Origin of the sequence: Vibrio sp. 2017_1457_13 (assembly GCF_030851525.1) — a bacterium.
GTDB lineage: Bacteria > Pseudomonadota > Gammaproteobacteria > Enterobacterales > Vibrionaceae > Vibrio > Vibrio metschnikovii.
This window is the reverse complement of sequence record NZ_VHTA01000006.1, coordinates 97,184-118,467: the sequence shown is the minus strand read 5'-3', so window position 1 is coordinate 118,467 and position 21,284 is coordinate 97,184. Positions and strand designations below refer to the sequence as shown.

18 protein-coding genes and 15 tRNA genes are annotated in these 21,284 nt (G+C 44.1%); 18 read left to right on the top strand and 15 right to left on the bottom strand.

Features of this window, described 5'->3' with window-relative positions; all coding sequences use genetic code 11:
* Positions 1-23 precede the first annotated feature (23 nt).
* The 18 genes from FKN88_RS09855 (at position 24) to FKN88_RS09770 (ending at position 4,904) form a co-directional block, all read left to right on the top strand.
* Positions 24-968 (top strand): ribose-phosphate pyrophosphokinase, encoded by a 945-nt coding sequence (locus tag FKN88_RS09855; RefSeq protein ID WP_004394723.1) that lies wholly within the window; start codon positions 24-26, stop codon positions 966-968.
* A 147-nt stretch (positions 969-1,115) separates the two neighbouring features.
* Entirely contained in the window at positions 1,116-1,706 is a 591-nt protein-coding gene (pth, locus tag FKN88_RS09850) for an aminoacyl-tRNA hydrolase (RefSeq protein WP_158139056.1), read from the top strand.
* A gap of 11 nt (positions 1,707-1,717) precedes the next feature.
* Positions 1,718-2,809 (top strand): redox-regulated ATPase YchF, encoded by a 1,092-nt coding sequence (ychF, locus tag FKN88_RS09845; RefSeq protein ID WP_154170403.1) that lies wholly within the window; start codon positions 1,718-1,720, stop codon positions 2,807-2,809.
* Between the two features lie 327 nt (positions 2,810-3,136).
* A tRNA-Met gene (locus FKN88_RS09840) sits at positions 3,137-3,213 on the top strand.
* A gap of 40 nt (positions 3,214-3,253) precedes the next feature.
* Positions 3,254-3,338 (top strand) — tRNA-Leu (locus tag FKN88_RS09835).
* Between the two features lie 37 nt (positions 3,339-3,375).
* A tRNA-Gln gene (locus FKN88_RS09830) sits at positions 3,376-3,450 on the top strand.
* 80 nt (positions 3,451-3,530) lie between these two features.
* A tRNA-Met gene (locus tag FKN88_RS09825) sits at positions 3,531-3,607 on the top strand.
* 43 nt (positions 3,608-3,650) lie between these two features.
* Positions 3,651-3,735: transfer RNA gene (locus FKN88_RS09820), tRNA-Leu, on the top strand.
* A 26-nt stretch (positions 3,736-3,761) separates the two neighbouring features.
* Positions 3,762-3,846 (top strand) — tRNA-Leu (locus FKN88_RS09815).
* A gap of 37 nt (positions 3,847-3,883) precedes the next feature.
* Positions 3,884-3,958 (top strand) — tRNA-Gln (locus FKN88_RS09810).
* A gap of 43 nt (positions 3,959-4,001) precedes the next feature.
* Positions 4,002-4,088, top strand: a tRNA-Leu gene (locus tag FKN88_RS09805).
* 13 nt (positions 4,089-4,101) lie between these two features.
* Positions 4,102-4,176: transfer RNA gene (locus FKN88_RS09800), tRNA-Gln, on the top strand.
* A gap of 45 nt (positions 4,177-4,221) precedes the next feature.
* A tRNA-Leu gene (locus tag FKN88_RS09795) sits at positions 4,222-4,306 on the top strand.
* 33 nt (positions 4,307-4,339) lie between these two features.
* Positions 4,340-4,414: transfer RNA gene (locus FKN88_RS09790), tRNA-Gln, on the top strand.
* A 45-nt stretch (positions 4,415-4,459) separates the two neighbouring features.
* Positions 4,460-4,544, top strand: a tRNA-Leu gene (locus FKN88_RS09785).
* Positions 4,545-4,556: 12 nt separating this feature from the next.
* Positions 4,557-4,633: transfer RNA gene (locus FKN88_RS09780), tRNA-Met, on the top strand.
* Positions 4,634-4,699: 66 nt separating this feature from the next.
* Positions 4,700-4,774, top strand: a tRNA-Gln gene (locus FKN88_RS09775).
* A 45-nt stretch (positions 4,775-4,819) separates the two neighbouring features.
* Positions 4,820-4,904, top strand: a tRNA-Leu gene (locus FKN88_RS09770).
* A 53-nt stretch (positions 4,905-4,957) separates the two neighbouring features.
* Here the strand turns inward: FKN88_RS09770 and FKN88_RS09765 are convergent.
* From FKN88_RS09765 to FKN88_RS09695, 15 genes are all read right to left on the bottom strand, one after another.
* Positions 4,958-6,091 carry a flagellin gene (locus FKN88_RS09765; RefSeq protein ID WP_154170401.1) on the bottom strand — a complete coding sequence of 378 codons (1,134 nt, stop codon included), beginning with the start codon at positions 6,089-6,091 and terminating at the stop codon, positions 4,958-4,960.
* Positions 6,092-6,577: 486 nt separating this feature from the next.
* Positions 6,578-7,717, bottom strand: a complete 1,140-nt coding sequence (locus tag FKN88_RS09760; RefSeq protein ID WP_040904115.1) for a flagellin — start codon at positions 7,715-7,717, stop codon at positions 6,578-6,580.
* A 494-nt stretch (positions 7,718-8,211) separates the two neighbouring features.
* Positions 8,212-9,405, bottom strand: coding sequence for a flagellar hook-associated protein FlgL (gene flgL / locus FKN88_RS09755; RefSeq protein ID WP_004394718.1), 1,194 nt, complete (start codon positions 9,403-9,405; stop codon positions 8,212-8,214).
* A gap of 12 nt (positions 9,406-9,417) precedes the next feature.
* Entirely contained in the window at positions 9,418-11,343 is a 1,926-nt protein-coding gene (gene flgK / locus FKN88_RS09750) for a flagellar hook-associated protein FlgK (RefSeq protein ID WP_154170399.1), read from the bottom strand.
* A gap of 302 nt (positions 11,344-11,645) precedes the next feature.
* A complete protein-coding gene (gene flgJ / locus FKN88_RS09745; RefSeq protein ID WP_154170397.1) occupies positions 11,646-12,572 on the bottom strand; it encodes a flagellar assembly peptidoglycan hydrolase FlgJ in 927 nt (308 codons plus the stop codon).
* A 10-nt stretch (positions 12,573-12,582) separates the two neighbouring features.
* Positions 12,583-13,668, bottom strand: a complete 1,086-nt coding sequence (locus tag FKN88_RS09740; protein ID WP_040904112.1) for a flagellar basal body P-ring protein FlgI — start codon at positions 13,666-13,668, stop codon at positions 12,583-12,585.
* A gap of 82 nt (positions 13,669-13,750) precedes the next feature.
* Positions 13,751-14,530: a flagellar basal body L-ring protein FlgH gene (gene flgH, locus FKN88_RS09735; protein WP_158139058.1), complete on the bottom strand. Its 780-nt coding sequence runs from the start codon at positions 14,528-14,530 to the stop codon at positions 13,751-13,753.
* 23 nt (positions 14,531-14,553) lie between these two features.
* Entirely contained in the window at positions 14,554-15,342 is a 789-nt protein-coding gene (gene flgG / locus FKN88_RS09730; RefSeq protein WP_040904110.1) for a flagellar basal-body rod protein FlgG, read from the bottom strand.
* Between the two features lie 16 nt (positions 15,343-15,358).
* The gene (gene flgF, locus FKN88_RS09725) at positions 15,359-16,108 is read right to left on the bottom strand and encodes a flagellar basal-body rod protein FlgF (RefSeq protein ID WP_004394712.1); all 750 of its coding nucleotides are present in this window, start codon (positions 16,106-16,108) and stop codon (positions 15,359-15,361) included.
* Between the two features lie 272 nt (positions 16,109-16,380).
* The gene (gene flgE, locus FKN88_RS09720; RefSeq protein ID WP_040904107.1) at positions 16,381-17,685 is read right to left on the bottom strand and encodes a flagellar hook protein FlgE; all 1,305 of its coding nucleotides are present in this window, start codon (positions 17,683-17,685) and stop codon (positions 16,381-16,383) included.
* 28 nt (positions 17,686-17,713) lie between these two features.
* On the bottom strand, positions 17,714-18,421 hold the full coding sequence (locus tag FKN88_RS09715; protein ID WP_004394710.1) for a flagellar hook assembly protein FlgD: 708 nt from the start codon (positions 18,419-18,421) through the stop codon (positions 17,714-17,716).
* A 16-nt stretch (positions 18,422-18,437) separates the two neighbouring features.
* Positions 18,438-18,854: a flagellar basal body rod protein FlgC gene (flgC, locus tag FKN88_RS09710; protein ID WP_004394709.1), complete on the bottom strand. Its 417-nt coding sequence runs from the start codon at positions 18,852-18,854 to the stop codon at positions 18,438-18,440.
* 4 nt (positions 18,855-18,858) lie between these two features.
* A complete protein-coding gene (gene flgB / locus FKN88_RS09705; RefSeq protein ID WP_004394708.1) occupies positions 18,859-19,254 on the bottom strand; it encodes a flagellar basal body rod protein FlgB in 396 nt (131 codons plus the stop codon).
* 256 nt (positions 19,255-19,510) lie between these two features.
* Positions 19,511-20,338 carry a protein-glutamate O-methyltransferase gene (locus FKN88_RS09700; protein WP_154170393.1) on the bottom strand — a complete coding sequence of 276 codons (828 nt, stop codon included), beginning with the start codon at positions 20,336-20,338 and terminating at the stop codon, positions 19,511-19,513.
* 10 nt (positions 20,339-20,348) lie between these two features.
* Positions 20,349-21,275 carry a chemotaxis protein CheV gene (locus tag FKN88_RS09695; RefSeq protein WP_158138789.1) on the bottom strand — a complete coding sequence of 309 codons (927 nt, stop codon included), beginning with the start codon at positions 21,273-21,275 and terminating at the stop codon, positions 20,349-20,351.
* Positions 21,276-21,284 lie beyond the last annotated feature (9 nt).

Here is a 21,284-nt window from a genome sequence, read left to right as displayed (position 1 = left end):
GACGCAACCCTGAGGTTTCCACCGTGCCTGATATGAAGCTATTTGCTGGTAACGCCACACCTGAACTAGCCCAACGTATTGCTGAACGTCTATACATCTCCCTTGGTGATGCTACTGTTTCTCGCTTCTCTGATGGAGAAGTGGCAGTGCAGATCAACGAAAATGTTCGTGGTAGCGATGTATTTATTATTCAATCAACTTGTGCACCAACCAATGACAATTTAATGGAATTGGTGGTAATGATTGACGCAATGCGCCGCGCTTCAGCAGGCCGTATTACTGCTGTCATCCCTTACTTTGGCTATGCACGCCAAGACCGTCGAGTGCGTTCTGCTCGTGTTCCAATTACGGCGAAAGTCGTTGCTGACTTTCTCTCTAACGTAGGGGTTGATCGGGTCTTAACCATTGACCTACACGCAGAGCAAATTCAAGGTTTCTTTGATGTACCGGTAGATAACATCTTCGGTACACCCGTTCTCTTGGAAGACATGAAAGCACGTAACTTAGAAGATCCTGTCGTCGTATCTCCGGATCTAGGTGGTGTGGTACGTGCTCGTGCAACAGCAAAAGCACTCGGTGATATTGATATCGCGATTGTCGATAAACGTCGTCCTCGTGCCAACGTCTCTGAAGTCATGAACTTAATCGGTGACGTTGAAGGCCGTGATTGCGTGATTGTTGACGATATGATCGATACCGGCGGAACCTTATGCAAAGCGGCTGAAGCACTTAAAGAGCGCGGAGCAAAACGTGTGTTTGCTTATGCAACCCATGCTGTCTTCTCAGGCAATGCCGCAAAAAACATCAAAAATTCTGTGCTTGACCAAGTGATCGTCACAGACTCCATCACTTTATCTAAAGAAATGGCAGCAACAGGTAAAGTTACCCAATTAACGTTATCAACCATGCTCGCCGAGGCTATCCGCCGAATCAGTAACGAAGAGTCTATCTCAGCGATGTTTAACTAAGCAGCGATAGTCTTGGATCGGTAAAATACCTCGTCAAATATGACGAGGTATTTTTGTTTCATGGCGTCGAGCATCAGCCATCTCGCCCTTTTGCATTTTTCTATGCTATCATACCGCGCTTTTTTCGTTTCCGAAGGGATCCTAGCCTTGAGTCAACCAATTAAATTACTTGTCGGTCTGGCCAACCCGGGCCCTGAATACGTCAATACTCGACATAATGCAGGAGCATGGGTCATCGAAGAACTGGCCCGAGTGCACAATACGACACTGAAAAGTGAAGTGAAGTTTTTCGGATTAACCGGTCGTATATTGGTTAATGGTGAAGATCTGCGTTTACTGATCCCAACGACTTATATGAATTTATCTGGTAAAGCCGTCGCAGCCCTTGCTAAGTTTTATCAAATCAAACCGGAAGAGATCATGATCGCTCATGACGAACTGGATCTTCCCCCCGGCGTGGCTAAATTTAAACAAGGTGGCGGGCATGGTGGTCATAATGGGTTAAAAGACACCATCAGTAAATTAGGCAACAATAAAGAATTCTATCGTCTTCGTATTGGCATTGGCCATCCAGGACACAAAGACAAAGTCGCAGGCTATGTGTTAAGTAAAGCTCCTAACAAAGAGCACGAGTGCATACTAGCAGCAGTAGATGAATCTGTTCGCTGTCTCGATATTTTACTGAAAGATGGCCTAACTAAAGCGCAAAACCGCTTACATACGTTCAAAGCTGAATAAGGTTACCAAACATGGGTTTTAAATGTGGCATTGTGGGTTTACCTAACGTAGGTAAATCAACCCTTTTTAATGCACTGACTAACGCAGGTATCGAAGCGGCTAACTTCCCGTTTTGTACTATTGAACCAAACACTGGTGTGGTACCAGTGCCTGATTTGCGTCTCGACGCCTTGGCAAAAATTGTTAATCCACAACGCATACTACCAACGACAATGGAGTTTGTTGATATCGCAGGTTTAGTGGCTGGGGCATCAAAAGGTGAAGGTTTAGGTAATAAATTTTTAGCCAACATCCGCGAAACCGATGCGATTGGTCACGTTGTCCGCTGCTTTGAGAACGAGAATATTGTTCACGTCGCCGGTAAAGTATCACCCATTGAAGATATCGAAGTGATCAACCTTGAACTCGCCTTAGCCGACTTAGACAGTTGCGAACGCGCGATTCAACGTCAAACGAAACGTGCAAAAGGCGGTGATAAAGACGCTAAATTTGAGCTTAGTGTCTTAGAAAAACTGTTGCCAGTACTGACTGAAGGTGGCTCTGCACGCTCTGTCCCCTTAAGCAAAGAAGAACTTGCTGCGGTTGGATACCTTAATTTCCTCACCCTTAAGCCAACCATGTACATTGCTAATGTGAATGAAGATGGCTTTGAAAATAACCCCTATTTAGACGCGGTCCGTGCTCATGCAGCCCAAGAAAATGCCTCTGTCGTGGCCGTGTGTGCTGCTATTGAAGCCGAACTTTCTGAATTAGAAGAAGAAGAGCGTGCTGAGTTTCTTGCCGATCTGGGTATTGAAGAACCAGGCTTAAACCGAGTGATTCGTTCAGGGTATGAACTGCTTGATTTGCAAACTTACTTTACCGCAGGGGTTAAAGAGGTCCGTGCTTGGACCGTTCCGGTAGGCGCGACAGCTCCTCAAGCAGCAGGAAAAATCCACACCGATTTTGAACGTGGATTTATCCGTGCCGAAGTGATCGGTTACAATGACTTCATCCAGTACCAAGGCGAGAGTGGTGCCAAAGAAGCGGGTAAATGGCGTTTAGAAGGCAAAGATTATATTGTCAAAGATGGTGATGTCATTCATTTCCGCTTTAACGTATAAAACCTAACCACTATCGAAAGAAGCCAACACAATGTTGGCTTTTTTTTGCATCGAACTTTCATGGCTTACTTTTACATTCATCGCTAATAAACCATGATCATCTGCTTGACGTACAATGAGAAAATCACTCGGTTTGGGATAGATTTTGATCAGAAATAGCTAGCTTTGTTTAAAAAAAACTCGAACAGTTGGTTTTGAGGAATTTATTCAAAAAAACTATTGACGCTCTACAGCCATATCCGCATAATGCGCACCGTTCGCAGCGAGAAGGCAACTTCGAAACTCCGAGCGTAACGCTGGCTGTGAGTGATAAGCAGTTTAGCAATTGGCTACGTAGCTCAGCTGGTTAGAGCACATCACTCATAATGATGGGGTCACAGGTTCGAATCCCGTCGTAGCCACCATTTCCTAAGTGTTCTTTGAGTAGAATAGTTAGGAAATAATGCGGAAATGGCGAAATTGGTAGACGCACCAGATTTAGGTTCTGGCGCCGCAAGGTGTGAGAGTTCAAGTCTCTCTTTCCGCACCATTTATCGATAGGCTGCCTAAGGGCTACTTATCACCGTAGGTCTATCGCCAAGCGGTAAGGCAGCGGCTTTTGATGCCGCCATTCCCTGGTTCGAATCCAGGTAGACCTGCCATTATTTCTTTAGGTTTCAATACATAAAAACTATTGGAACTGATGGCGAGAATAGATTATAGTTTCTCGCTCTAAAAAGATGGCTACGTAGCTCAGTTGGTTAGAGCACATCACTCATAATGATGGGGTCACAGGTTCGAATCCCGTCGTAGCCACCACTTATTTTACCTCTTCCTTTGAGATTAGGTACAATAACGAGATGCGGAAGTGGCGAAATTGGTAGACGCACCAGATTTAGGTTCTGGCGCCGCAAGGTGTGAGAGTTCAAGTCTCTCCTTCCGCACCATTATCTCGTTATAAAAGTAAAGTTTTGCGGAAATGGCGAAATTGGTAGACGCACCAGATTTAGGTTCTGGCGCCGCAAGGTGTGAGAGTTCAAGTCTCTCTTTCCGCACCATATTAGAGGTCAGCAGTAGATAGCTGTTAACCGATGTAGGTCTATCGCCAAGCGGTAAGGCAGCGGCTTTTGATGCCGCCATTCCCTGGTTCGAATCCAGGTAGACCTGCCAACTATTTAGTTCCATCAATACTGTGTCAGCATTGACTGAATTTGCGGTGGTGGCGAAATTGGTAGACGCGCTAGCTTCAGGTGCTAGTGTCCGTTAGGACGTGAGGGTTCAAGTCCCTCCCTCCGCACCAAGTTCAGTATTACAGGTCTATCGCCAAGCGGTAAGGCAGCGGCTTTTGATGCCGCCATTCCCTGGTTCGAATCCAGGTAGACCTGCCAATTACAACGATGATTTGAGTCAATCAAGTTATCTAAAAAATTTGTGCGGAAGTGGCGAAATTGGTAGACGCACCAGATTTAGGTTCTGGCGCCGCAAGGTGTGAGAGTTCAAGTCTCTCCTTCCGCACCATTTATTGAGTTAGCATAGCCTGCTATCAACAACAGGTCTATCGCCAAGCGGTAAGGCAGCGGCTTTTGATGCCGCCATTCCCTGGTTCGAATCCAGGTAGACCTGCCAATTACAACGATGGTTTGAGTCAATCAGATTATCTACAAAATTTGTGCGGAAGTGGCGAAATTGGTAGACGCACCAGATTTAGGTTCTGGCGCCGCAAGGTGTGAGAGTTCAAGTCTCTCCTTCCGCACCATTGATTAGTCGTGGCTACGTAGCTCAGCTGGTTAGAGCACATCACTCATAATGATGGGGTCACAGGTTCGAATCCCGTCGTAGCCACCATTTATCGTTAGTTACTGTTGAACAGTTGCTTTATCGATAAGACTGTTATTAAATTAACAGCATTGTAGGTCTATCGCCAAGCGGTAAGGCAGCGGCTTTTGATGCCGCCATTCCCTGGTTCGAATCCAGGTAGACCTGCCAATTACAATGATGATTTGAGTCAATCAAGTTATCTAAAAAATTTGTGCGGAAGTGGCGAAATTGGTAGACGCACCAGATTTAGGTTCTGGCGCCGCAAGGTGTGAGAGTTCAAGTCTCTCCTTCCGCACCATTTATAAAAAAACCCAGCTTATGCTGGGTTTTTTATTATCACTTAAATCTTAATTAACCTAATAGCGCGAGTGCCGCCGTTGGTGCCTGTTTCGCTTGAGCTAAGACTGAGCTCGACGCTTGACTTAAAATCTGTGATTTAGTCAGTGCCGTAGTTTCTTTAGCAAAGTCGGTATCTTTGATCCGGCTCTTAGACGCATTAACATTTTCATTAATGTTATCCAAGTTATTAATTGCATGGCCGAATCGATTCTGGAACGCACCTAGCTCTGCACGATGACTATCAACATACTTAAGCGCCGCGTCAACAACGGCCACCGATTTTTGCGCTCCGCCAACGGTCGTTACATCAATTGTATCGATAGTGATCGCTTGACCCGTTTGCATATCCAGCTCGGTAGCTAATGCACCACTAAAAGCGACGGCGCCAGTGACATCATTATTTCCCGTAAAGACCTGTAGCTGCCCCTTCTCATTGACTGAGGCTTGTACTAAGTCAGTTTGACCATTAATGTAGGTGGCAACTTCTTCAATATCATCACCGACTTTAGCGGTAATATTAATGATTTGCTCATCGCCATTAATATCGGTCAAGGTTAAAGTTAAATCATTACTACCATCACTAACCGTCCAATCTTTATCTGCCTCAGTCGCCGCAACGTAACTGGTTCCTCCCATCATCGCGTTATCACTACGCATGTCTTTCATGGTCAGCATCACAGCTTCACCGCTCTGAGATCCAATCTGGAACGACTTCGTTTGGAAAGTACCGTTCAATAGACGATTACCCGCAAATGAGGTGGTCTCTGCAATACGATTCAATTCATCATTAAGTGCCGTGACTTCTTCTTGGATAGCGACACGCTCAGATTTTGAGTTTGAACCATTCGCAGATTGTAAAGAAAGATCCCGCATCCGTTGCAAAATGTTGGTGGTCTCATTCATGGCGCCTTCGGCGGTTTGTGCCATGGAAATACCATCATTCGCGTTACGAACAGCAACGTCTAAACCACGACTTTGCACATTCAAACGGTTTGAGATCTGCAAACCTGCAGCATCATCTTTCGCACTATTAATTTTAAAACCTGAAGACAAACGTTCCATTGACGTTTGCTGTGCACTGGTTGCACTGTTCAGGTACCTCTGTGCCGTCATCGCTGACACGTTAGTGTTTACATTTACCGCCATAATTGGTCTCCTATTAATATTAGACGTAGCGGAACTTGCCGAACGGTTTCCGACGTCTCGGATAACCACGTAGTTCTCTCAAAGTATCTTTAATAGCGACTCAAACGACGATTCCTTTAGGGGATTTATTGAGCAAGGTGAATTAAGCGACTTAGAAAGAAGAAACTGAGGCATAAGACGCAAAACCAACCGAAAAAGACATAAATAGCTCAAGATTTAGCGGTAATGGCCGGGGGGGATGAGAAATGGATTGGCAGAAAAAAGAAAAGCCCCTTTTCCTTTGAGAGAACCGGGGCTATGGTTGGCAGCCATTGCCAATGTGGAGATCAAGAGAAATGAACACATTATGGCTAACCATAATGTATGGTTATTTTCCTAGTATAAACAGGCGTATCTGAGAGAGCTTATACTGTTCTAACAACCATACCTTGCCAAGGTTGCGGATTACATACTCACGTCTGAGCTTATTAATGCCGCCTCCCAGGACTACTGCAATAATGATATTGCAGAGTTTGGCAACTGTTTTGCTTGAGCAAGAATTGACGTTCCTGCTTGCTGCAATATTTGTGACTTAGTCAACTGAGTCGTCTCTTTCGCAAAGTCGGTATCTTTAATCCGGCTCTTCGAGGCTTCGACGTTCTCTTGGATGTTGGCCAAGTTATTAATACTGTGGTTGAGTCGGTTCTGTTTAGCACCTAAATCCGCGCGTTGTGAGTCAATGTATTTAAGCGCTGCATCTAAGATACCGACTGCGTTTTGCGAGCCACCAACAGTGCGCATATCAATATTTTGCACGGTCGTTTTCTCTCCAGGACCACCGGCTAAACCAAGTTCAGTCGCTAAGCCTCCAGAGATGGTTAAATCACCTTCAATGTGTGGTTCAGCAACAAAAATCTGTAGCTTACCATCTTCGTCGACTGAGGCTTTGAGCAAGTCAGTCTGACCATTGATGTAAGTTGCGAGCTCTTCAATATCGTCACCGGTTTTGGCTAAGATATCTAATGTCACTTCTTGGCCATCTTTTTTGGTGAACTCTAATTTCAAATCGTTTGCCGTCGGATCGACACCCCAATCTTTGTTTTTGCCTTCAGTAGCAATAAAAGATTGGCCGCCCATCCGATAGTCATCGGCACGGATACTGGTTAAGCCCATGATGATCGCTTCACCGGAACTAGAACCAATTTGGAATGATGCTTCACCAAATGACCCGTTGAGCAATCGACGACCACCAAAAGAGGTCGTTTCTGCAATTCGGTTTAACTCATCTTGCAGAGCAACCGACTCTTCGTTGAGTGCTTGACGCTCGGCATCTGAGTTGGTTCCGTTGGCTGATTGTAGGGCCAAATCACGCATACGTTGCAGAATGCTGGTTGACTCATTCATTGCTCCTTCAGCGGTCTGAGCAATCGAAATACCATCGTTAGCATTACGCATTGCCACATCAAGACCACGAGACTGAGCGATCAATCGGTTTGAAATTTGCAAACCTGCCGCATCATCTTTGGCACTGTTAATACGGTTACCAGAAGAAAGACGCTCCATCGAGGTATTTAAATCGTTGGACGACTTGGTCAAGTAACGCTGAGCGGTCATTGCTGACACGTTGGTATTTACATTAATGGTCATATTTTGCTCTCCTATCGAGTCCGCAAGTCTTTTGCGAAGCGGTCAGCTTTACTCTCTTGGAAGCACTGACCGTAAATCACTTGCCAAATACACCCTAAGGTATATTTAAGATCGGGTGGTATTCACTCTGTTTAAATTAATCCAATAAACATGCCAACTTTTCAAACGAACTCAATGAAAATTTTAAACCTTTATAATCAATAAGTTAATTTCAATTGTTTACAAAACTCTCTTTCGTTCAGCACTGGTAATATACCGTTGCCGCTTTTTTGCCGCTCCGCCTGCTGTCGACTGGCAAAGGAAAGCCGACCGAAGACAAGATGAGATTTAAAGCAAAAAAACACCTCTCTTTTCGCACTGATGGCATAGCACATAAGGCACAAAGATAGGATTTATTAACCTTTCGAGGTTAAGCGTTGTTCGAGAGAAACAAGTTCTTGTCCCGAACTCAAACAACGACTTAATGATGCTGAGCAAGCGATTCTCACTAACCTCTAAAGGTAATTAAATAGGGTTAAATCTTTCGCTTTGCCAAACGCCAATTGAGAGGCTTGCAGCGCTCTCGAGTTTTCATTAAATTCAATCACTGCTTGCGAGTAATCGAGATCTTCAAACTGACTCTTAGAGCGAGCCAGACTGATTTTAAAATCTTCATGCTGATCTTCTTGTAGATCTAAGGTGCTCAATCGAGCACCGACATCCGAACGAACTTGGTTTAAATGAATAAAGGCAGTGTGTAATTCTTCGGTGATTTGATGAAGCTTGCCAGTGGTTGAAGCATCGGAAACAGAACCTTTCGAGTACTCAATGGCTTTTTTAAAACTATCAAATACTGTAAATGTTTTACGTGGATTCAGAGTGATGCTGTCTCCGGCTGTGATACTGCCTTTGATATTAATAGTGAGACCTTGATATTGAACCCCTGTTCTTGGATCAAAGTCATTAACCTCGACAACCTCACCATCGCGCTCTAACTGATAAGCAAAGCCGCCATTGAGCATATCCACAAACGTTACCGTATAGCTGGCATTATCACCGTCATCACTGTTCGTTGCCCGCTCAAGCAATAATTCCGATCCTTCTTGTAATGCATACTCAGGTTCAAAATCACCAAATGGATTATTAATATCCATAAACATTTGGTTGCCTGGGGTATTGAAGGGCATTTCTAAATTATTGGAGATGCGCATTTTTCGCTGATAATCATCACCGTAATAGGTCACGTTACCTTGATTATCTCGAAAAAAAGGTTGGTTCTTCGGCCGAGTTCCCGCAAAAATAAAATTACCCGTTTCGTCTTGTACATTGGCAAGATTCAAAAAGTTATTAGCAATTTCTTGAATTTGCCGCGCCTGAGTTTCACGATCTTCGGGAGATAATGAACCGTTGATCATTTCCATGACCATACGCTTGGCTTTATCGGTAAACTCTTCGGCATTAGAAATGATCACTTCTTGGTGCTCAAGACGATTACGAACCAGTACAATGGCATCTAAGTATTGGCGCAACTGCTCTTCTTGTTGTGTTACATTTTGAATGTAATGCGTCGCGAGTGGGTTATCTCCGGCAGACAAAAGCTTTTTTCCCGAAGCTAATTGCGCTTGGTTGTGATGAACTTTATTTTCTTGGCGACGTAAATCGTTTTGCACCGACTGATAGTTATGGAAGCTAGAAATTCGATTTAACATTTACTTGTCCCCCTACCTGAGCTGCAAAATGGTATTAAACGTGTCATTTGCAGCCTGCATGATGCGCGATGAGGCCATATAAGCATGCTGAAACTTCATCATATTGGCTGCTTCTTCATCCAAGTTAACCCCAGACACTGAACCAATACGCGATTCCGCCGCCTCTTTTTCTAAACGAGCCACATCGGCTAAGCGAGTCGAAGTCGAGAGTTTTAAACCGAAATCGGTATTCAAGTTATGATACAAACCGATAATGGTTGACTCATTGTCATTCATTTTTTTGGTGGTTTGTAGATGAATCATCTTGCGTAAATTACCGTTATCACCTTCCGCCGGATTTAAATTGGCGGTAAATTTATCATTCTCAATCGCCCCTCGAGTCAGGGTAAAGACGGTCGGTTGACCACTCGCTTGTTGAGCAGGGATAACTATCGGTAACTTTGATTGGTCGTCATTAAATAAATAAGGTTGCGTTGCGAGCAACTGGCCATTTTTGTCCACCACACGAATTTGCATCTCATGATCGCCAGCACCTGTATTAGGGACAAGATAAGCTTCAAACTCTTTGATATCACCAACTTGGTCAATTTGAAATTGGGCACGCCCTTGAGCAAAAGAAGTCGAGGCTTGATAGCTTTGGGCGGCAATCTTTGTCGGATCATTGGTTGCCATCTGAATCTGAGCGGCGCCATCACGGGTTGGGCGAACGATGACTCGCTCACCAATTTCTGGTGGAGTATTGACCTGAATACGCAAGCCATCTAAATAAAGATTACCTTGATTAAGTGCGAGGATCTGTTGCTTGCCATCTGGTAACGTCGCCACATAATGACTGCCTGTATAAGACAGAGCAAACTCGCCACCTTTTAACTGACTAAGATCATCGATGTACACTCGAATATCAGCATTCGAATCACTGGCTGTGGCAATACGTGAACGAGCATTGACTTCAGAGTTAACATCGGAAAAAAGCAGCCCACCAACATTACCACGCAGATCTAAACCTTGGCTTTGTAACTCGTTGACCTGATGAGCAAAAGAAATTGATAAACGACCGATTTCATCCAGTAATCCAGGAATATGTTGATCACGCATTTCAAATAGCGCAGCCATCTTTCCGCCGATCTCTTTTTCAGAAATAGACTTTAATGTATTTCCTTCAACGACTGCCAAGCGACGCTGTTTGACATCTGGATAACCGTCAATCATTTTTAATTGACTCGCTTCCGTTCCCGAGACAAGGGTATGTCCGCTACCAATATGAATATTAAAACCTTCAGCACTGGTACGGGGTGTTACCGTTACTTTGGTATATTGGGAAAGTTCAGCGACTAATTTTTCATGCTCATCCATCAAATCATTATGTGGACCAGGCACACGCATCATTAGCCGCTGTAAATCACGTATTTCTAACGCTAACTGGTTGATTCGCTCTATACCAACGTCGAGTCCTTTATTAGTGATATCAAACTGACGTCGCACGGTTTCATGAAAATCATTCAAATTTTGAGTAACAAGATTCGCTTTTTCGAGCACAACTTTGCGCACCCCGACATCATTGGGGGTGTCGGCTAAACTTTTTACTGAATCAAACCATTCGTTAAGATTTTCGGGGATTTTCTTAGAAGCAACAGAAGAGAGTAACTTAGAGAGCATATCTAAGTTTTCTTCGGTATCGCTATTAAAAGCGTGGTTGGTTGTGGCAAGATTCAGCTCTTTAACGGCAAACTGATCCCAAGAGCGGCGAACATTTTCCACATGTACGCCCATCCCATAGGTTTGACCACCGAGTTGGCGAGGTGCATTGGTCCCTTGGATCACAGACTGACGGCTGTAACCCTCGGTATTAACATTCGCAATGTTATGACCCGTGGTATTGAGTTGTCTCTGAGCCGTTAATACGCTCTGCGCACCAAGATTCAGAAGATCAGACGCCATACTTGCCCCCAAAAAACCGATTAACGCCAGTCGTTACTGACCCCATTACTACTTATAAAAGCAATAACTATGCCAATGAATGAGATTAGTTAACTAGAGGAAATATAAAAGATAAAACTGAAGCGCTAGAAGAAACTGGTTGCGAGGCCAACCAGCCAAAGCCTATTTCTATATTCAATAAGGTACGAAATGAAAGGATGTTTATTGCGCTAAGTGAATGATCGCCAAGTCAGAAAAAATCCAATATACCCAAACGACTTGGAATTACAGGTAGGCAGCAAGTGAGTGAATCCCCATGAGCATTAGCTGTTATCCATTTGATCGATCTGCGCTTTTACTCGCAATACTTTATCTGCATAATGAGGATCGGTCGCATAGCCTGCTTGATGAATACCATGAATAAACGCTTCACTACTTCCACCATGCTCTAAGGCGGTGCTGTAGCGAGGATTATTTTCTAAAAAGCGTAAATAATCATCAAAACTGTCTTGGAAGCTTGGATAAGCGCGAAAAGCGGCTTTTTCCATAACCGGAGTTTGATCGTAATATTCTAAGGTTTGAGTGGCAACACGCTGCCCCTGCCAACTTCTATCAGCTTTAATATTAAATAAATTATTACTGCTTCCACGGGCATTACTGACCATTTTTTGTCCCCAACCGGTTTCTAAAGCAGCTTGAGCAAGCAGTAAAGAAGCATCAATACCTAACGCTTGTGCCGCTTTATCGGCGTAAGGTTTGAGTGATGTGACAAAAGATTGTGGTGAATCAAAACGGTATTCATGAGCCGGTGATGAAGATGCCGCCACTACGCTATTATTGGGCCGCTCAGCCGCCACCGATCGCGCTTGTTGGACGCGATTCATCGCCTCTTGGAAACGGTCGTTATCTTGATCGGTAGGTGCGACATTATCTGCCGCCGTCAGCTGTGCAACAATCATATCGGCCAAGCCTAACGAACCTGAGGCGCTTAACTGACTGACCATTTGCTCGTCTTGCATTTGTCGATAAAAATCTTCGTTATTACTGCTGAATAAATCCGATTTAAACGCTGAGTTCGCATCGCGCATCGACTTTAACATCATGGTGGTAAAAATAGCCTCAAACTGTCTTGCAGCGGCAGTCAGTGCCTCTTTTTCAGCGCCAGCATCACCATTGAGTGCTTGTTGACGTAATTTATCTAGGCTGGCGATATCATGAATAAAGCCGATATCATTGGGGTTATTCACCATCACGAACTCCTTAGATAATAATTAACTGACCTTGAATGGCACCAGCTTGTTTTAATGCTTGTAAAATTGCCATTAAATCTGACGGAGCAGCCCCGACTTCATTCACAGCCCGGACCAATTCATCTAAAGTCGTTCCGGTTTCTAACTTAAACATTTTTCCTTGCTGCTCAACGACTTCAATATCTGTATCGGGAATGATCGCCGTCTCTCCTCCAGCAAAAGGATTGGGTTGATCAACGCCCCAGTTTTCTTTGATCGCCACCGTCATACCGCCGTGAGTCACAGCGGCGGGTCTTAAACGTACATGCTGACCAATCACAATCGTTCCGGTTCGTGAATTGACGATAATCTTTGCCGCCATATCCGCAGGTTCAAACTCAAGGTTTTCTACGGCAGAAAGAAAAGCCACTCTTTGCGAGACTTCTCGAGGTGCACGAACGCGTACTGAAGTTGCATCAATGGCTGAGGCCATATCTGGGCCTAAAAATTGGTTCACGGTATCGGCCATTCGTTGTGCCGTCGTAAAATCCGATTGGAAAAGATTAAAAGTGATAAAATCACCACGACCAAAAGGCGTTGGAATTTCTCGCTCGACTATCGCCCCATTAGAAATCATACCAACCGTTGGGTTGTTGCCAACCAAACTTGACCCATCCGCTCCAGTCGCACTAAATCCACTGACCACTAAATTGCCTTGAGCCACAGCATACACTTGGCCATCCAGTCCTTTTAAGAAAGTTTGTGTCAATGTACCACCACGTAAACTGCTCGCTGAGCCTATCGACGATACGGTGACATCAATTGTCTGTCCTTGCTTCGTAAACGGAGGCAGTTCCGCCGTCAACATGACTGCGGCAACGTTTTTGGTATTGGTTCGTGTGCCAGGCGGCAATTGAATGCCAAAGTTTTGCAGCATGGCGCGAAAACTTTGATCAGTAAACGGGTTTGATTCTCCTGTACCGGGTAACCCCGTCACTAAACCATACCCGACTAATTGGTTACTACGCACACCGGCTACTTGTGCAACATCTTTAATTCGCGTGGCATGAGCACTGCTTGCCATGAACACCATTAAGAGCAATAAAATTTTTTTCATCATCGTTAACCTTCTCTCAATGTGGATACGCATCGCCATGTGATCATTTTATCGTGTCAAAAAATCGACTTATATTGACATACTATAAAGAGACATTAAAAAATCGTGCCAAAAATCCAGGCTCTTGCATATCTTGATTCGATCCGGTACTGGAGTATTGAATTCGAGTATTAGAGATACGATTAGACGCTATCGTATTGTCGTAACCAATATCATCTGGACGCACGGTGCCACTTAAACGAATGTATTCATCACCCGTGTTGAGCATTAACCACTTTTCGCCTCGAACCACTAAATTGCCGTTAGATAAAACATCAATGACTTCAACGGTAATCGAACCTTGTAAATTATTATTTTGGTTTGCTTGCGCACTACCCGAAAATTGATTGTTATTTTTCAAAGCGTAAGAGAAGTTGTAATCACCAATGGTCAGCTCCTGACCACCAACACTGAGTGGGTCCATCGATGCGTCATTATTTTTAGTTAATTTAGCATCCGCGCTTTTGGTTGCCTTGGTGTTTTCATTCAACGTCACAGTAATAATGTCGCCAATCCCTCGCGGCTTAGCATCACTGTATAAACTCACTGCTCGAGCGAGATTAAACAATGAACCGGTCTCAGCAGCATAATGCTCAGGTTTGGCTTTCGGATGAATAGGAGCCCAAGCAGGGTCGCCAGCAACAGGGTCATTTCGATTACGTAAGGTATCGAGTAACCCAGAACTACCGTCAGACGATCGATCCCCCTCAACCGCATCCACTACCGTTGTACCTTGCACCACATCTGCCGTTTCAAGTGGTGCTGGTAATAAACTGCATCCAGAAAGTAATGTCACGAAGGCTAAACTGAGTAAACGTTTCATCATCATAGTCTCTTAGTCAGTGATTAGAGTTGTTGATTAACAAAACTCATCATTTGATCCACAGAAGAGATCACTTTAGAGTTCATCTCATAGACTCGCTGTGCTTCAATCATATTAACCAGCTCTTCAGTCACATTAACGTTAGAGCTTTCCAACATGGATTGACGGATATTGCCAAGCCCATCTAAACCAGGAACGCCTTCTTGTGGATCGCCACTGGCACCCGTCGGTAAATATAGGTTTTGCCCAACAGGTTCTAAACCACCTGGGTTAATGAAATCAACGATAGTGATTTGTCCTAAGACTTGGTTCTCTTGCTGACCACGTAAACGCACCGAAACTTCACCGTCATTGCCCACAGTGATCGAGATAGCATCTTCTGGAACAACGATTTCTGGCTGTACTAAATAACCAGCTCCAGAAGTCACGATCGCGCCTTCCGCATTCAACGTAAATTGACCGTTACGGCTATAACCGATATTGCCATCCGGCATGAGGATCTGGAAAAAACCATCGCCTTCAATCATCATATCTAGGCTATTATTGGTGGTCTGGACATTACCGTTCGTGTGAACCTTCTGCGTTGCCACAACCTTCGCCCCAGCCCCTAGCATTAATCCGCTCGGTAACTCGGTATTTTGTGAAGACTGACCGCCAGGCTGATTAATATTTTGGTAAAACAAATCCTCAAATACCGCTCGGCTCTTTTTAAAACCCACCGTTGAAGCGTTAGCTAAGTTGTTTGAGATGGTGGCAATATTGGTCTGCTGGGCATCTAAACCCGTTTTACTTATCCATAATGCAGGTTGCATACTAAATTCCTCTCACTTAGCTCATACGCAGTAAAGAGTCAGACGCTTTGTCCATCTCTTCTGCCGTGCTCATCATTTTGACTTGCATTTCAAACTGACGCTGTAAATCAATCAGATTGGTCATCTCTCCCACTGCATTGACGTTGCTGCCCTCAAGAGCGCCAGTCAACACTTTCACTGTGGCATCGGCTACGTATTCTGCATTAGGATCTTTGGCTCGAAATAAGCCATTAATATCTTTAAATAGAGAACGATTATCAGGCTTGACCAATTTAATACGATCAACGATTTCCATCGCGTCTGCGGGCGCTCCCTGTGGGCGAACCGAGATAGTACCGTCATTACCTATCTCTACTTTATTCAATGGGATTGGCAAAGTAATCGGCGCACCCAATTCACCTAACACTAAATGACCATTACCATTAAGTAATAAGCCATTTTGATCAATACGTAGATTACCGCTGCGCGTTAAACCTTCATTACCCGTTTTATCTAATACTGAAATCCAGCCATCACCTTGAATGGTAATATCGAGTTCTCGTCCTGTGGTGATCACGCTGCCTTGGTCAAAGCGGTGCCCAGGGCGCTCTGTCATGCTAAATACGCGGCTAGGTAGCCCTTCACCATACGCTTGCATTGAACGAGCTTGTTCTAAATCAGCTCGAAAGCCCGTAGTACTGACGTTGGCAAGGTTATTGGCTCTTAGCTGCATCGCCTGCATATTTTGTTTAGCGCCACTCATGGCAAGGAACAGTGCGCGATCCATCAGACGTTCTCCACAATCATTAATTAATCATAAACAAGCAATTGGCGTGCCATTATTTTTACACCTATTAATCAGTAAGTTAAATAAGATAAAATGACAACGGCGCAATGAAAAGCGGCAATTTAACGGCAAGAGAAGACAGAGGATGCCATGTGGCATGCCGTTCTACCTAAAGAACGAGTGAAGGTCGAAAGAAGAGAAAAGACGAACAAAGAAGTACATGCCTAAGTAGACAAAGCAACTTAGGCATGTTGAATCGAATAAATCTAGAATTAACGGATTTGTAAAATCGTTTGTTGTAATCCAGTATGCACTTCTAAAGCCCGCGAGTTAGCCTGGAAGTTACGCTGTGCAGAAATAAGATCCACCAGCTCTTGGGTCATATCAATGTTTGACTGCTCAAGCACGCCATTACTGATCGTACCAAATGAGCCTTTGCTTGATTCACCCCAAATTTTAACGCCAGATTGCTGAGTAGAATCCCATTGCGTGCCGCCTTTTTTATCCAAACCTTGCTCATTAGCCACTCGAACCATAGCGACTCGACCTAAGGTTACATTTTGTCCATTTGAATAGGTGGCCAGTACACTACCGTACTCATCAAAATCGATTTTGGTCAAAAAGCCCGTGGTCGCACCATCTTGATCAAACTTCGTTAATTCAAATGGCGCAGCAAATTGTGTAGCCCCGTTGAGGTTAAAGGCTAAAGTCTGTGAACCATCCGCTCCATTTAGATCAATTGGGTTATCACCCTCCCCAAATGCAGCAGAAACAATCGGGTTACCGTTATTAATGCTAGCTAACGTTCCGTCATTATTAAAGCGTAACGTATGGCCCACATGACCATTTGGAGAAACCGCATCTCCGCCAGCGATATTGAGTGGTTTTTCACCAGTTTTATCGGTAACGGTGTAGTAGGTATTCCACTTATTATTTTCATTTTGATCTTTTAAATAATAGGTGGTGAGCTTATAAGGTTGCCCCATTGAGTCATAAATGGTCGACGACGTGGTGCGGTTATAAGTATCAGGATCGGTAATATCAAATAGCGCAGGATCTTTTAAATCACCGTTCGCAGGTAAGTTAGCCGAGAGTTCGATATTGCCGGTTTGCTTTGGTTTACCAAACTGAGCCGGAATATTGATCGGCTTAGGCTCATACGATAAAACCTCTCCATTATCAGGATTTACTTCATAACCGAGTAAATATTGATCGTTTGAGGTGACCATATAGTTATTCTTATCAAGGTGAAATGCACCGTTACGAGTCAATTCATTTTGCTGAGGGATTAAGCGATCTTTAGCAACTGCAAAAAATCCGGTACCGGCAATACGCAAATCCATCGGGTTATTGGTATAAATACTCGACCCTTCATGAAATTGTTGCGCAACCTTACTCGCCTGAACACCTTGGCCTGGTGTAGTTTTTGAATTGGTAAATAGCGACGTTGAATACACATCACCAAACTCCGCCCGCGACTCTTTAAAGCCGTAGGTGTTCGCGTTGGCAATATTATTACTGGTGGTATTCAAATCTAATTGAGCAGCAGAAAGACCGCTTAACGATATATATGACATAACAAATTCTCCTGTTTGGCGAGCATAATTATGCTTTGCCAACTCCTAGTACTTCAGCAAGTCGCACTGGTGATTCAAAACCAGCAAGATTGAGCAGTACATTACCGTCGCCTTTACCAAGTAGAACACTATTGACATTCGCGTAGGTTGATACGCCAAATTCGGCATTTTCACCACCGAGCAAACCGGAGGCTCTGACTCTATATCGACCTTCAGGCAATGGATTTCCATTTTCATCATTACCATCCCATTCGACACGATTATCACCGCCAGGTTTTGCACCAACATCAAAAGTACGTACTAATTGGCCAGCTTCATTTTCAATGCGAATGAATAAGTTTTGTACTGCTTGAGGCAATTTGACCATTGCCGCCATGCCGCCAACATCCGACTTCATTCCAGCAGAACCGGGAACCAGAACATCTCGTCCTACTAGCGACGAAGCCTGTAGCGCCTGATTAGAAGTCATTGCCGAGTTTAAACTTTCAAATTGACCGTTCATTTTGCCAATGCCATCAACGGTGGCAAAAGAGGCCATTTGAGCAATCATTTGATCGTTACTAACGGGTTTAAACGGATCTTGTTGTGCCAACTGTTTGGTCAATAACGAGAGAAAATCCTCTTGTTTCAACTCTTGTTGCCCAGTCGTCTCCGTGGGCTTTTTCTGCTCTTGCAGCGCTTTCAGTTGGTCGATATAGGACAAGCCGCTTTGACCAAGGTTATTAATGCCAGCCATTTGCTACCTCCTACCCTTATTGACCCATCTGCAGCGTACGCAGCAGCATCTGTTTACTTGCATCGGCCACTTGAACGTTTGTTTGATAAGAACGTGAAGCAGAAATCATATTGGCCATTTCTTCCATAACATTAACATTGGGCTTATAAATAAAGCCTTCATCGTTGGCCAAAGGATGATCGGGATTGTATTCCGCATTTAGCGGTTTATTACTTTCGACAATCCCTAACACTTTTACCGGAACATTCGGGTCACGATGATAACGGGCTTTATTTAACTCTGCACCGAACACCGCGTGACGGGCTTTATACGTTTCTTTCGCCGAACTACTAACACTGTCTGCGTTCGCTAAGTTACTGGATGTCGTATTTAGACGAACAGATTCAGCACTCATTGCAGAACCAGTCACATTGAATACATTAAATAAGCTCATCTAATTAATCCCCTTTAATCGCTTTTGATAGGTTCTTAAACTTACTGCCTAAGAACTCTAGAGAAGCTTGGTGGCGCAGTTGATTTTCCATAAAGAGGTTACGCTCTAAATCAACATCGACCGTATTGCCATCTCCGGTATCCGGTTGAGTCGGAATGCGGTAAAGCATTTCCCCTGTCACCGTTTTTGAGGCAGGAATATGCCGACCGTCCGTACGGCTAAGACTAATGCTTGCCCCTGAACTTGCCGCCTTTAATGCTCGATCAAAGTCCATTCCTTTTGCTTTAAAGCCCGGAGTGTTCGATTGTGCAATATTGGTCGCAATCACTTCTGCATTGCGTGCACGAACACCAACCGTATGTTGATGGATACCGAGTGCTTTATCAAAAGAAATAGTCATGTTTTGCCTCTTTGCTAAGAACCGACCGTTACTTGATTTAAAAAGCAAATTACGTACCAAGTTTTAGATGCTTTAGGAAATTAGTGGTTCATTACACGCTGGGGTACTTTAGTCTGTCTTACTATCATAGAACATGTTGCTAAAAGAAAAGGCTAACGATACGACTTTAGGTTAAAGCAAGAATTTAGCCATATTGAGCTTAATGATAAACAAAACCCGGCATACCGCCGGGTTTACGAAGATCACTCTGTTGTGTTTATTTTAGCTTATAAATAATACCGGGATTACAGCGAACCATATCAAAACGATCCGTCAGCCCAGTCAATGACTCTGAAGCTCCGAGCAATAAATAGCCGCCAGGATTTAAACTACTCGCCATCTGATTAAGTACTTTTGATTTCATATCCGGTGCAAAGTAGATCAGTACATTACGACAAAAAATAATATCGAACTTGCCCAAAAGGGCGTAACTTTCCATTAGGTTTTGAGGCCGAAAGTTAACCAATTTTTTTACGTTATCTTTGACTCGCATTCGACCATCACCGTTCTCTTCAAAGAAAGCTCGACGACGCTCGGGCGATAATCCTCTGCCGAGTGCTAGATTATCGTAAATACCCAATCGACACATATCTAGCATGCTGCTGGAAATATCGGTCGCCGTGATCGCCACACTCGGAAGCATACCTGGGCGCTTTTGCTGAACCTCTAAGACTGTCATCGCCATCGAGTAAGGCTCTTGACCTGAAGAGCTCGCCGCAGACCAGATTTTAATCGGTCTTTTGCTTTTCGCAACTTCAGGCAATAAACGTTCAGCCAATACCGTGAAAGGGTATGAATCTCGAAACCACAAGGTTTCGTTCGTGGTCATTGCATCGACCGCAGCGACTCGCAATTCACGATTTCTGCCCGTCACAACATCGCGCAACAGATCAGACAATGAGCTGAGCTTAAACTTATTGACCAGTGGACTAAGACGACTTCTCACTAGGTATTGTTTACTGTCGCCCAGCACGATACCGCACTGAGACTCTAAAAACCGACAAAAATCGCGATACTCTTGATCGCTGATAGTAATAGCAGTCATGTAGTTCTCTTTATTCTACTAGCGCAGCTTTCACCGCGTTGCCAAGCTCATCGGGATTGAATTTAGCGATGAAAGAGTTGGCACCGACCCTTTCAACCATTGCTTGGTTAAATACCCCACTCAGTGACGAATGGAGAATAACATATAAATTTTTTAATTCATTATGACGTCGAATCTCTGCAGTTAAGGTATAGCCGTCCATCTCAGGCATTTCAATATCCGAAATCACTAAACAGATTTGCTCATAGATACTGCCCTCTTCAGCCATACTTAATAGTTTTTCATAAGCATCTTTGCCGTCTTTGGTGAGAATACACTCAAAACCAATCGACTCAATCGCTCTTTGCACCTGTTTGCGTGCCACACTTGAGTCATCAGCAATAAGAATTCGGCGTACAATCGGTTTTTCTTGCTCAGCATGAGCAATATCTTCCCCAATCGATGCATTCATAATTTCGTTGACCGGGGCGATTTCAGCGAGGATTTTTTCTACATCAAGAATTTCAACCAACTCATTATCGATATTGGTGACGGCTGTGAGGTAATTGCCTTTACCTGCCGCTTCAGGTGGTGGCAATATCGCTTCCCAACGCATATTGATGATTCGCTCAACGGAGCTAACTAAAAAAGCTTGAATCGAACGGTTAAACTCGGCGATAACCACAAAGCTTTTATCAATATCAACCGTTGGACGGCCACCAACGGCTAAGCTAAGATCGATCACAGAGACCGTTTGACCGCGGATATGAGCAACACCTTTAACTAAGCGATGTAAGTTTGGCATGGCAGTGAGCTTCGGGCATTGCAGAACCTCTTTAACCTTAAATACGTTAATACCATAACGTTGACGCCCGTTAAGACGGAAAGTCAATAATTCTAGTCGGTTTTGACCAACAAGTTGCGTACGCTGATTCACAGAATCAAGAATACCCGTCATAAGCTCATC

Excerpts from the sequence above, each read along its gene's own strand:
- ychF (WP_154170403.1), top strand. The coding sequence starts at position 1,718 with ATGGGTTTTAAATGTGGCATTGTGGGTTTACCTAACGTAGGTAAATCA.
- FKN88_RS09765 (WP_154170401.1), bottom strand. The coding sequence starts at position 6,091 with ATGGCGGTAAATGTAAACACTAACGTGTCAGCGATGACGGCACAGAGG.
- FKN88_RS09760 (WP_040904115.1), bottom strand. The coding sequence starts at position 7,717 with ATGACCATTAATGTAAATACCAACGTGTCAGCAATGACCGCTCAGCGT.
- flgL (WP_004394718.1), bottom strand. The coding sequence starts at position 9,405 with ATGTTAAATCGAATTTCTAGCTTCCATAACTATCAGTCGGTGCAAAAC.
- flgK (WP_154170399.1), bottom strand. The coding sequence starts at position 11,343 with ATGGCGTCTGATCTTCTGAATCTTGGTGCGCAGAGCGTATTAACGGCT.
- flgJ (WP_154170397.1), bottom strand. The coding sequence starts at position 12,572 with ATGGTGAATAACCCCAATGATATCGGCTTTATTCATGATATCGCCAGC.
- FKN88_RS09740 (WP_040904112.1), bottom strand. The coding sequence starts at position 13,668 with ATGAAAAAAATTTTATTGCTCTTAATGGTGTTCATGGCAAGCAGTGCT.
- flgH (WP_158139058.1), bottom strand. The coding sequence starts at position 14,530 with ATGAAACGTTTACTCAGTTTAGCCTTCGTGACATTACTTTCTGGATGC.
- flgG (WP_040904110.1), bottom strand. The coding sequence starts at position 15,342 with ATGCAACCTGCATTATGGATAAGTAAAACGGGTTTAGATGCCCAGCAG.
- flgF (WP_004394712.1), bottom strand. The coding sequence starts at position 16,108 with ATGGATCGCGCACTGTTCCTTGCCATGAGTGGCGCTAAACAAAATATG.
- flgE (WP_040904107.1), bottom strand. The coding sequence starts at position 17,685 with ATGTCATATATATCGTTAAGCGGTCTTTCTGCTGCTCAATTAGATTTG.
- FKN88_RS09715 (WP_004394710.1), bottom strand. The coding sequence starts at position 18,421 with ATGGCTGGCATTAATAACCTTGGTCAAAGCGGCTTGTCCTATATCGAC.
- flgC (WP_004394709.1), bottom strand. The coding sequence starts at position 18,854 with ATGAGCTTATTTAATGTATTCAATGTGACTGGTTCTGCAATGAGTGCT.
- flgB (WP_004394708.1), bottom strand. The coding sequence starts at position 19,254 with ATGACTATTTCTTTTGATAAAGCACTCGGTATCCATCAACATACGGTT.
- FKN88_RS09700 (WP_154170393.1), bottom strand. The coding sequence starts at position 20,338 with ATGACTGCTATTACTATCAGCGATCAAGAGTATCGCGATTTTTGTCGG.
- FKN88_RS09695 (WP_158138789.1), bottom strand. The coding sequence starts at position 21,275 with ATGACGGGTATTCTTGATTCTGTGAATCAGCGTACGCAACTTGTTGGT.